Consider the following 12,137-nt stretch of genomic DNA (forward strand, 5'->3'; position numbering starts at 1 on the left):
TTTGATTAACATCGGTGTCAAAAGCTGTGTTTTGAATAACGTCTGTCATGCTACATCTCCCACTTTTGAACAGTGTCAATGAAGTCACGGCGTGTGGCCTTCTTCTGACCGAACATGCTGGTATCACTGCTGCCTGAGCAGCCTTCACCAAAGGTAAAGCCGCAACCGTTACGCTCTGCAAACGCATCGCTCATGGCCTCTTCGCGATGTGCGGTTGGGATAACAAAACGGTCTTCATAGTTGGCAATCGCTAAGTAGCGGTACATCTCTTCGACTTGTAGCTTGGTTAAGCCCACATCATCCAAGATGCTTTGTACTTCTTGCTTCTCGACCAATTGCATACGCTTATAGCTACGCATTGCAAGTAGGCGTTTTAGTGCCATACGTACGGGTTCTTCATCACCAGCAGTTAGCATATTGGCCAAATAACGCAGTGGGATACGTAAGCTGTCTACGTCTGGAATCAGACCGTCCATGCCTACCTTGCCCGCTTCTGCTGCATTTTGAATCGGTGATAATGGCGGTACGTACCACACCATAGGTAGCGTACGGTACTCAGGGTGTAATGGCAGTGCCAGTTTCCAATCCATCGCCAGTTTGTACACTGGTGATTTTTGAGCCGCATCAATCACTGATTGAGGAACGCCATCTTTTAATGCTTGAGCGATGACTTCTGGATCATTTGGATCTAAGAAGACATCCAACTGCGCTTGATATAAGTCTTGCTCGTTTGGCGTTGCAGCTGCTTCTGCAATCTTATCGGCATCATATAAAAGCACGCCGAGATAGCGAATACGGCCAACACAGGTTTCAGAACAGACTGTCGGCATGCCCGCTTCAATACGTGGATAACAGAAGATACATTTTTCAGATTTACCTGATTTCCAGTTATAGTAAATCTTCTTGTATGGGCAGCCTGAGATACACATACGCCAGCCGCGGCACTTGTCTTGGTCGATCAGTACAATGCCGTCTTCTTCACGCTTATAAATCGCACCACTTGGGCAAGACGCCACACAGGTCGGGTTTAAGCAGTGCTCGCACAGACGTGGCAAATACATCATGAAAGTGTTTTCGTACTCGCCATAGATGTCTGCTTGTACGTTGTCGAAGTTTTTATCACGGCGACGCTTTTCAAACTCTGACCCTAAGATTTCCTCCCAGTTAGGACCCCACTCGATTTTCTGCATACGTTTACCGGTAATGGCAGAGCGCGGGCGAGCAATCGGCTGATGGTTGCTAATGGGTGCGGTTTGAAGGTGCTGATAATCAAAGTCAAACGGCTCATAGTAATCGTCGATCTCTGGTAAATCTGGGTTAGCGAAGATGTTCGCTAACACTCTGAATTTACCGCCGATACGCGGATTAATCGTGCCATTGGCATTACGAATCCAGCCGCCTTTCCATTTGTTTTGATTCTCCCAGTCTTTGGGATAACCAATACCCGGCTTTGACTCAACGTTGTTAAACCATGCGTACTCCATACCTTCGCGGCTGGTCCAAACGTTTTTACAGGTAACTGAGCAGGTGTGACAACCGATACATTTATCGAGGTTAAGCACCATGCCTACTTGTGATCTAATTTTCATGGGTGTGTGCTCCAAATTAAATTGTTTAAGGTTGTCTTAACCTTCCAAAGTCGTTGGTAATGGTTGTGGTAATGAGTCGTCTGGTTTGTCTTCTAACCAATCAATTTTCGACATCTTACGAACCACAACAAATTCATCACGGTTACAGCCCACGGTACCGTAGTAATTAAAGCCGTATGATTGCTGCGCGTAGCTACCAATCATGTGTGTTGGCTTCAAGATAGTACGGGTGACTGAGTTATGGATACCGCCACGGGTACCGGTCTGCTCAGAGCCTGGAATGCTGACCAGTTTCTCTTGTGCGTGATACATCATGGTCATGCCATCTTTCACACGCTGACTGACGACCGCACGTGCTGTAATCGCGCCGTTGACGTTAAATACTTCAATCCAGTCGTTGTCTTCAATACCGGCTGACTTAGCATCATTTTCTGATAACCAAACAATCGGACCACCACGGCTGAGCGTTAGCATTAATAAGTTTTCAGAGTACGTACTGTGGATGCCCCATTTTTGGTGCGGCGTTAAGAAGTTCAGTACAATCTCTTTGTTACCATTTGGTTTAGCGTCTTTCATAATGTCCGTGGTTTTGGTATCAATCGGTGGGCGATACTGCTGCATCTGCTCACCGAACGCCTGCATCCAAGGGTGATCTTGATAGAACTGCTGACGGCCAGTGATGGTACGCCAAGGAATCAGCTCATGAACGTTGGTGTAGCCTGCGTTATAGCTTACGGTTTCAGACTCAAGGCCCGACCATGTTGGGCTTGAGATAATCTTACGCGGCTGGGCAACGATGTCTCTAAAGCGGATTTTTTCGTGCTCACTTGCAGACGCTAAATGCACATGCTCACGGCCGGTAAATGCCTCTAATGCTTTCCAGCCTTTGACGGCGACTTCACCGTTGGTCTCAGGCGCTAGCATTAAGATGGTCTCTGACGCATCAATAGCAGTAAAGATTTGTGGACGACCTTCTGATACACCCGGTGTGGTTACACGGTGGTTTAAATCACCTAAGTCTTTGACTGCTTTGGTCATATCCCAGTTCAAGCCTTTTGAACCGTTTCCTAATTTCTCAAGCGCAGGACCTAGAGAAGTATATTTGGCATACGTATTAGGATAATCACGCTCAACCACTTTAATCATTGGGCAGTTTTTACCAGGTATTGGTTTTTCACCCGCTGTTTTCCAGTCGGTACCGCCAAATGGCTGTGCTAATTCGCCTGGGCTGTCGTGTTGCATCGGCAGCGTGACTACATCTGTCTCAATGCCTAGGTGACCCACTGATACTTCTGAGAAGGCTTTTGCAATGCCTTTATAGATTTCCCAGTCTGTTTTTGATTCCCAAGCAGGGTCAGTCGCTGCGGTTAGTGGGTGAATAAATGGATGCATGTCCGAGGTGTTCATGTCATCTTTTTCATACCACGTCGCAGTTGGCAACACGATATCTGAATACAAGCAAGTTGACGACATACGGAAGTCTAGGGTTACTACCAAATCAAGCTTGCCTTTTGGCCCCTCTTCCACATAATCCACTTCTTTAGGACGCAAGCCATCTGGCAAGTTCTCTTCACTCATTAGGCCGTTTTTGGTGCCTAAGAAGTACTCAAGCATGTACTCATGGCCCTTACCTGATGAGCCAAGTAAGTTTGAGCGCCAGATAAACATATTGCGTGGGAAGTTTTGAGGATTGTCAGGTGACTCACAGGCAAAACGTAAGCTGCCCTCATGTAACGAATCCACGACATACTCTTCAATCTCTTTACCTTGCGCTTTGGCCGCAGCCGCAATAGATAGCGGGTTACGGTTTAGCTGTGGTGCTGAAGGTAACCAGCCCGCACGCTCGGCTTGAATGTTGTAATCAAGCATGTGCTCTGGGAAGAACTTCTTATTTACACGAGGCGATAAGATTTCATGCGCTGAAACTGTCTCATGACGCCACTGTGAGCTGTGGTTGTAGAAGAAGCTTGTGCCGTTCATGTGACGTGGTGGACGGTGCCAGTCTAAAACGAACGCTAGAGGCAACCAACCGGTCTGCGGACGTAGTTTTTCCTGACCCACATAGTGTGCCCAGCCGCCACCTGATTTACCGATACAACCACACAGCATTAGCATATTAATCACGCCGCGGTAGTTCATATCTAGGTGATACCAGTGGTTCATACCGGCACCGATGATAATCATCGATTTACCATGTGTTTTGTGTGCGTTTTCCGCAAACTCACGACCCACTTGGATAACTTTTTCACGTGATAAACCAGTAATGACTTCTTGCCATGCTGGCGTGCCAGGTACGGTAGCGTCGTTATAATCGTCAGTGACGTGCTCGCCGCCTAGACCGTTATCGACACCTAAGTTAGCCACGGTTAAGTCAAATACAGTTGCAACTTTGACAGTGCTTCCGTCTGCTAAAGTAACCGTCTTACAAGGAATGCGTTTAACTTGTAGCGCTTCACCTGGTACGGCTGTGAAGTATGGGTGCTCAGTATGACCAAAGTAATCGAAAGTCACATCACATACTTCTTGCTCATCGCCGTCAGATTTTAGGCTTAGGGTTAAGTCGATATCTTTACCGGTTGAGCCGCTCTTCTGCTCTAAGTTCCACTTACCTTTTTCACCCCAGCGATAACCAATTGAGCCCAGTGGTGACACAAGCTCACCGTCACTATTTAGACCAATGGTTTTCCACTCTGGGTTGTTCTCTTCACCTAAACCATCAACCAAGTCTGATGCACGTAGATAACGGCCCGGACGACGGCTACCGCTCTCGTCTTCTTCTAACATGACCAATATTGGCATGTCGGTGTAACGCTTGGCATAGTCAATGAAATAATCGCTTGGCTGTTTTAGATAAAACTCTTTGATAATCACGTGACAGAATGCTTGAGCCACAGCCGCGTCTGTACCTTGTTTTGGGTTTAACCAAAGGTCGGTTAGCTTTGAGATTTCAGCATAGTCAGGTGTGATAGAGACTGTTTTGGTACCTTTATAACGCACCTCAGTAAAGAAGTGAGCGTCAGGCGTACGTGTCTGCGGAACGTTAGAGCCCCATGCGATGATGTAGTCTGAGTTGTACCAGTCTGCTGACTCAGGCACGTCAGTTTGCTCACCCCATGTCATCGGTGACGCTGGTGGTAAGTCGCAGTACCAGTCATAGAATGACAAGCAGGCACCGCCGATAAGCGACAAATAGCGGCTACCGGCAGCATAACTGACCATAGACATGGCAGGAATTGGCGAGAAACCAATAATACGGTCAGGACCGTAAGTTTTGGCCGTATAAACGTTACTGGCAGCGATGATTTCGTTTACCTCGCTCCAAGTAGAACGAATAAAGCCGCCCATACCGCGTTTTGATTTGTATTTAACGGTTTTGGCTGGGTCTTCTACGATACTGGCCCATGCATCAACTGGATCAGCGTGTTGTGCTTTGGCTGCACGCCATAGTTTTAATAATGGCTTACGCACTTTTGGATATTTAACACGGTTGGCTGAGTACATATACCAACTATAACTTGCACCACGAGGACAGCCACGTGGTTCATGGTTTGGTAGATCTGGGCGCGTGCGTGGATAATCGGTTTGCTGCGTCTCCCAAGTCACCAGACCATTTTTAACAAAGATTTTCCAAGAACAAGAGCCGGTACAGTTTACGCCATGCGTAGATCTGACGACTTTGTCATACTGCCAGCGGTTACGGTAACCATCTTCCCATCCACGCGACTCATCGCGCACTTCACCATGGCCGTTAGCAAACTCCCCTTTTTTACGTTTAAAAAAACGGAATTGGTCGAGTAAATGGCTCATATTGCTATCCTCTAGGTTATTAATCCGATATCAAAGGCTTAGACAAACACTTAAATCATGTCTCAATAAATACCTAAGCGCCATAAAAAACTTTTTCATAGTCACAATTGTAGGTGCTACTAAAAACCCTTGCCATTATCTAACATGAGCAGATAGCTACTCCTTTGGTAGTATTTGGATTATCGATATCGCCCTTAACAAGACTGCACGAAAATTAAAAATGCACTTATGATGCAAATATAAATAATAAAAAAGTGCCAGATGATAAATCTGACACTTTTATACTTGATAGGTTTTTACTATTGGCTAACTCATTTATTTTAAGCTCTAGTAAAAAACCAAATAATAGAGCCTAACTATTAGCTTGGGAACGGCGCATTTTTGCGACTGTAATACCACCAAGTTAATATGATACAAATGATATAAAACACAATTAAACTAATAAAAGTACCCTGTGCACCTAGACTTGAGCCAAACATTTTAGGAATAAAGAATGCACCATAAGCAGCAAAAGCAGAGGTGAAACCAACCACAGCTGCTGATTCTTTATTAGACTCAGTCACTACATCTTTAGTACCTAATTTTTCATGGAACGTTCTAAAGATAACGGGAATCATACGAAACGTTGAGCCATTACCGATACCTGTGGTGATAAATAGCACCATAAATGAGATAAAGTAACCGACAAAGCTGCCTTGAGATATATCACTTGGTAAAAAGTACATGACAGCGGCGACAGCCAATACCATAATAATAAAGTTCCAAAAGGTGACACGCGCACCGCCTAATTTATCTGCCATCCAGCCGCCTAGTGGACGAAATATTGCACCTACAAATGGACCTAAGAAAGCAAATTTCAGAGCATCAATCTCAGGGAATGAGTTTTTAATTAGCATCGGGAAAGCGGCTGAAAACCCAATAAACGAACCAAATGTTGCCATATAAATAATGCACATAATCCAATTGTGTTTGCGCTTAAAGATAATGGCTTGGTCTTTGAAGGAAGCCTTGGCTGAGGTTAAATCATTCATGCCAAACCATGCGGCAATTGCGACCAGAAAAATAAAAGGCACCCAAACAAAACCAGCATTTTGTAAATACAATGTTTTACCCGCACTGGTTACTTGCGGTGCACCACCCAATGCACCAAAGATACCCATACCAATAACCACAGGTATCAGAAACTGCATCACTGAAACGCCTAAATTACCCAAGCCTGCATTAAGCCCGAGCGCCGTACCTTGTTTGTCTTTTGGATAAAAAAATGAGATATTTGACATTGACGAGGCAAAGTTACCGCCACCAAAGCCACACAGTAAAGCAATGATAGCGAATACACTAAATGGCGTATCGGGATTCTGTACCGCAAATCCCATCCATAAAGCAGGAATCATAAGCGAGGCTGTTGAGATGGCTGTCCAGCGTCTTCCTCCAAAGATAGGCACCATAAAGGAATAAAAAATACGCAAAGTCGCTCCCGAAAGACCAGGTAACGCCGCCAACCAAAACAACTGAGCTTGATCAAACTCAAAACCTATATCAGGTAAGCGTACAATAACAGCACTCCATACCATCCAAACTGCAAATGCCAGTAATAATGCGGGGATTGATATCCATAAGTTACGATTTGCTAACTTATTAGCACCACTTTCCCAATACTGTCTATTTTCTGGCTGCCAGTCTGTAATGACTCTACCGCCTTTAAACTTGTTTTTATTTTTCATATTTACCTCAGCTATTATGATAATCAGCGCCTATTTACTTATTAAGAAAGGTTAAAACCAAACCCTTTTTCTAAGCAGTATCTTAAATTACGCTAACTCACTTTATTTTTATATGGGTATTAGGGTTTAATAGACTCTCATATAGAGGTAATGGTTTTTCATACTTGTTAAGTAAGACTTTAGTGGTATATCAAAAATATATATCGAAATTATAATTTATCGCTGTTTACAGTGACACTACTTGAACTTACTATACTATGTCTAAATGCTTATCCAACTCTCTTCCCAATCGTGCTTGGTACGCTGCTTTTATCGTCACTTTATTGCTGGTGTTATCTAGTATCAGCAGTGGGTTTTTAGCATGGATAGCCAAAGAAGATGCACAAGCTATTAATGTAGCAGGCTCGATGCGAATGGCCACCTACCGTCTCAATTTTTTATTGGCGTCAGATTCTGTCTCTTTAGACACTCTGATGCTTAATGAGCTAGGCTCAAACGCCTTAAGCAATGAGACTGATAATACTAAAAAAAGAATATTGGCGAATCATCTCATCAAAGATATGAAGCGTCGTCATGCGTTTTTGAACCAATATCAAGATAAATATAAAAATAAAAATACAGATATTGATTATCAGCTATCTAGTATTAATACACAGTGGCATCAACAGCTAGAGCCTCTGCTTTTGAACTTAGACTCACCACAGTTTTATCAACACTCTCTTACTTATTTAAAAAAAGTAGATACGCTAGTTAGTGAATTACAATACAGAAATGAGGCGCGCCAAGCCTACCAACAACAGCTACAACTGTTTATTCTTTTTATTACCATACTTATTATGTGGTTTGGGCTACGCGAATTACGCCGTAACGTACTAATACCTGTCAAAAACTTAGTAAATGCTAAGAAGAAGTTTAGATCTGGTGCGCTTGGTACGCGTATCGATATAGAGGGATATTCAGAGTTTAGAGAGCTGGGCAATTCTTTTAACGCCATGGCTGATACCATTCAAACCAATCACAATCATTTAGAGCATGAAATAGCAACCAAAACGGCTCATCTAACCCAAGCCAATCAGGTACTCACACTACTCTACGATTTCTCTAAGCGCTTGGCAAAAAACCAAATTAGCATCAGCGAGCTAAATAGTTTAATTGTTAAATTTAGTGAGATAATCCCGGAGCTTGAGTTGACGCTATGTATTCAAAGCGATACGGTCAATAATGACAAAGATGCTATTTCTCTGCACAGCCGTGAGCTCAAAGAGCTGTGTTCAACCACAACCTGTGAGCAGTGCTTGATAAAAAACAATCAACACACTAAGTCTTTCCCTATACATCATAATAAAACGCAGTATGGGGACCTGAGAGTGAGACCTAAAAACCTGGGGATCAGCCGTCGATTAGCATCAAAAGACATACCTGTTATTCATCATAATCAGGATGCATGTGAGACCAACCAAATCCCGCTGATTGAAGAGCCTGTGATTTATACACCAGACGATATAAAAATGGCTGACTTAGTGATTGCCAATAATAATGATGCCATTCATGCATTAGCAAATTTTATTGCTACAGCAATGTATTTGTTACAACAACGTCAGCAAGAGCATCAAATTATATTGTTAGAGGAACGAGCGACCATTGCACGTGAGCTTCATGACTCGTTGGCACAGTCTTTGTCTTATTTGAAAATTCAGGTTTCTATTTTGGAAAAGCAATTGATTAACCATCATTGCACAAGTCCAGAATTTGATAATTTAACAACATCCATTACTAAGATTAAAGATGGGCTAACCTCTGCATATCAGCACCTACGAGATTTGTTAGTAACATTTAGATTGAGTCTTAACGATGATAGCTTTGATGAGGCGTTACATAATTCAGCTGAAGAGTTTTCTGAAAAAGGAGGATTTAATATTCATGTTATCAATCAAGTTATCTCATTAAATTTAAGTGCAACCGAACAAGTAAACATTATTCAGATTACCCGTGAGGCGCTATCTAATATTTGTCGGCATGCTGATGCTACTCAAGTCAATATCAGTTTTAAATACGTGCCAAACAGCAATGACACAATATTACGTATCAGCGATAATGGAGCAGGCATTTCTCATGACTTTGACCAGACCCATCATCATGGAATCATGATTATGCAGCAACGTGCTCAAAGTTTGGGAGGAACATTTAAGATAGCAGAAAACGTGCCAAATGGTACAATGGTAGAAGTTCGGTTCTCACCAGAGTTTTTTAATGAGTCATCAAGTTAGGACGTGTCCTCATTATAAAAATAGTGATAAAAACAAAATACAACCAAGTCAGACAAAAAAATGACTGTTTTTATCCTATTTGAATGTCACTACGAATTAGGATTATCCCTAAAGACTTAATTTTTTTGCTTTTAATTTTAATTTTTATATTAAGATATGAATCCTTATGAGCCCTAAAATATATACGTCCACCTCCCCTGCCAAAATCCTATTAGTTGATGATCATCCTATGTTACGACGTGGCATGGCAGACTTATTGAGTTTAGAGCCTGATTTTGATGTGGTTGCTGATGTGGGCAGCGGCGAAGAGGCCCTAAGCTACCTACAAGATAACGATGTCGATCTCATTATTTTAGACCAAAATATGCCAGGATTAAGTGGTCTCGACACACTTAAGCGAATACATGAGCAGGACTTTAAGACCAAAATTTTGATGTTTACTGTTTCTGATAGTGGCGATGATATTCATAGTGCATTAAAGCTTGGCGTTAATGGTTATTTGCTAAAAGATATGCAACCAGAACAAGTTGCTATGGATATCCGTAAGGCGCTGCGCGGGGAGTTGGTAGTGAGCTCCCGTCTGGCGGCAGTACTGGCACAAGCACTACGCACACCCAATTTAGATGATATCGTTACCAACTTAACTGGCCGAGAGCTCGAAGTTGTTAAGATGATTGCCAAAGGTCATAGCAATAAAATGATCGGAAATGAGCTTGGTATCTCAGAGTCAACGGTGAAAGTACATGTTAAGCATATTTTGAACAAAACCAATCTGCGTACCCGTGTTGATGTAGCAGTATGGGCTGTTAATAACTTATCCTCTTGAATACCAAAATCGCTTATATCACTGTCTGTCTCTCATGAAAAAGTAGCCCAGTCTTAGATTGGGCTACTTTTTACTATCTAAAACTGCATACTTAAAAAGGCTTATCTATCAAGATCTATAGTCGTACTTATCTACCTTCTTGAGCCAAACGCTCCTGTTCAGCAATTTGGCGGTCAACCGATGACATGGCGTATTCATCGCCAAAGGCATCGTCAGGCTCTTTTAACCAGAAGTAGCAGACCAACCATGATATGAAAGCACCACCGGCAATAATAAAGAAGAACTGATTTGGGTCAACGAAGGTAAATAAGAATAAGTAGAATACCGCACCTACGTTACCATAAGCACCTGCCATACCAGATATCTGACCGGTTAGACGACGCTTGATAGCAGGAATGATACCAAAAGTTGCACCCTCAGCACCTTGCACAAATACCGAACATAAGATGGTAAAGACAACGGCGATAAACAACGGCCAACTTTCATTAAGTAGTCCCATTAACGCAAAACCAATACCAATACCAAACATATAAATAAGCATCACTAAACGGCGATTACCGATTTTATCTGAGATATATCCGCCTAATGGACGCGCCCATAAGTTAACAAAGGCGAAAGTTGATGCAATCAAGCCAGCCGTGGTTGGGTTAAGTTTCCAAGTGTCAGCAAAGAACATTGGTAGCATAGATACGACTGCAAGCTCAGCACCAAAGTTGGCAAAGTAGGTTACGTTTAATGCTGCAACAGAGGTAAATGGATATTTATCATCTTCAGGAATACCTTCCTTAAGCATCGGTATATTCACGCTCAGAGCTTTATAAATCTGATAAATCACTAATAACGCAATGATCGCATAACAAATGATTGCGCCTGTCTCACTCAAAAAACCCATCGACTGAGTACGGTACACCAGTACACCTAGTACACCATATAACGGGATGGTAAACAGGCAATAAAGCCATAAATCACGCCATGTAGATACTTCTAAGGCACCTGCTTTTCTAGAGCGTTTATGCGTATCGGCAGTAGGTCCGTCAGTGATTAAAAACCAATAAGCGACACCGTAAATAGCCATGAGTAAACCCGATAACGCAATCGCCCAGCGCCAACCGTCATCCCCACCAAAGAACTGTAAAGCAACTGTTGGAATGGTAATAGCAGCAGCAGCAGAACCAAAGTTACCCCAGCCCGCATAGAACCCTTCAGCAAAACCAATATCTTTTGGCTTAAACCAAAGTGCAGTCATATGAATACCGACCACAAAGCCTGCGCCAACAATCGACATAAACAGTCGTGCGACAAACAGCTGCATGGCAGAGTTGCCAAAGGCAAAGAACCATGTGGGTATGGCCATCACGACCATCAATACTGAGAAGACACGACGCGGACCAAATCTATCGAGGGCCATACCGACCACCACTCGACCTGGAATGGTTAATGCAACGTTCGCAATCAAAAATAGTTTAATATGATCTGGTGTCAAATAGTCCTCTGTCGCCAGCATAGATGTGGCCAAAGGCGCCATGTTAAACCAGACATAAAAGGTTAGAAAAAAGGCAATCCACGTATAGTGGAGCGCTCTGATATCTCGACGTTCAAGTTCAAGCAGCTCTTTTGCATGCATGATATCTCTCCTTACTTAAGGATAGGTTGGCTGTTTGATTAGCCTAGTCACTGTTTAGTTAAGGTGAATATACCAAAAGATAAATGCATTAAATATTGAGCAAAAGCATTATAAATTTAAAGCCCATACTACTTTTGGGGGATTGGTTTTAATCATTTACCAGAATCATAATCATCATAATTATTGATTGTTATCTGAATACCTTTGAAAGCCCTGTCTTTTAAGTGCTTCCGACCTAAAATCAGCTACCATAAGTAAAAATAAAAGTAAATAAAAATTATCAACTATTAGGTGCTCAAA

6 protein-coding genes are annotated in these 12,137 nt (G+C 42.7%); 2 read left to right on the forward strand and 4 right to left on the reverse strand.

Going from position 1 to position 12,137, the window contains the following annotated elements:
* Positions 1–50: 50 nt before the first annotated feature.
* The 3 genes from narH to A6J60_RS03805 all read right to left on the reverse strand — a co-directional run bounded on the left by narH (position 51) and on the right by A6J60_RS03805 (position 7,120).
* Complete coding sequence (gene narH, locus A6J60_RS03795) at positions 51–1,589, reverse strand: nitrate reductase subunit beta (protein ID WP_096064804.1); 1,539 nt, start codon at positions 1,587–1,589, stop codon at positions 51–53.
* 36 nt (positions 1,590–1,625) lie between these two features.
* Entirely contained in the window at positions 1,626–5,396 is a 3,771-nt protein-coding gene (locus tag A6J60_RS03800; protein ID WP_096064805.1) for a nitrate reductase subunit alpha, read from the reverse strand.
* 359 nt (positions 5,397–5,755) lie between these two features.
* Entirely contained in the window at positions 5,756–7,120 is a 1,365-nt protein-coding gene (locus A6J60_RS03805; RefSeq protein WP_096064806.1) for a NarK family nitrate/nitrite MFS transporter, read from the reverse strand.
* Between the two features lie 257 nt (positions 7,121–7,377).
* Between A6J60_RS03805 and A6J60_RS03810 the strand changes: the two genes are divergently transcribed.
* Together A6J60_RS03810 and narL are read left to right on the forward strand one after the other, a co-directional pair.
* Entirely contained in the window at positions 7,378–9,387 is a 2,010-nt protein-coding gene (locus A6J60_RS03810) for a histidine kinase (RefSeq protein ID WP_102993949.1), read from the forward strand.
* Positions 9,388–9,553: 166 nt separating this feature from the next.
* Positions 9,554–10,213, forward strand: a complete 660-nt coding sequence (gene narL, locus A6J60_RS03815) for a two-component system response regulator NarL (protein ID WP_096064807.1) — start codon at positions 9,554–9,556, stop codon at positions 10,211–10,213.
* Positions 10,214–10,340: 127 nt separating this feature from the next.
* On the opposite strand, the gene A6J60_RS03820 is transcribed toward narL, so the two are convergent.
* Complete coding sequence (locus A6J60_RS03820; protein WP_096064808.1) at positions 10,341–11,837, reverse strand: MFS transporter; 1,497 nt, start codon at positions 11,835–11,837, stop codon at positions 10,341–10,343.
* Positions 11,838–12,137 lie beyond the last annotated feature (300 nt).

Source organism: Psychrobacter sp. FDAARGOS_221 (assembly GCF_002313155.2).
Lineage (GTDB): Bacteria > Pseudomonadota > Gammaproteobacteria > Pseudomonadales > Moraxellaceae > Psychrobacter.

What these genes read in the sequence shown, in the direction of transcription:
- A6J60_RS03800 (WP_096064805.1), bottom strand. Translation starts at nt 5,396, where the DNA reads ATGAGCCATTTACTCGACCAATTCCGTTTTTTTAAACGTAAAAAAGGG.
- A6J60_RS03820 (WP_096064808.1), bottom strand. Translation starts at nt 11,837, where the DNA reads ATGCATGCAAAAGAGCTGCTTGAACTTGAACGTCGAGATATCAGAGCG.
- narL (WP_096064807.1), top strand. Translation starts at nt 9,554, where the DNA reads ATGAGCCCTAAAATATATACGTCCACCTCCCCTGCCAAAATCCTATTA.
- A6J60_RS03805 (WP_096064806.1), bottom strand. Translation starts at nt 7,120, where the DNA reads ATGAAAAATAAAAACAAGTTTAAAGGCGGTAGAGTCATTACAGACTGG.
- A6J60_RS03810 (WP_102993949.1), top strand. Translation starts at nt 7,378, where the DNA reads ATGTCTAAATGCTTATCCAACTCTCTTCCCAATCGTGCTTGGTACGCT.
- narH (WP_096064804.1), bottom strand. Translation starts at nt 1,589, where the DNA reads ATGAAAATTAGATCACAAGTAGGCATGGTGCTTAACCTCGATAAATGT.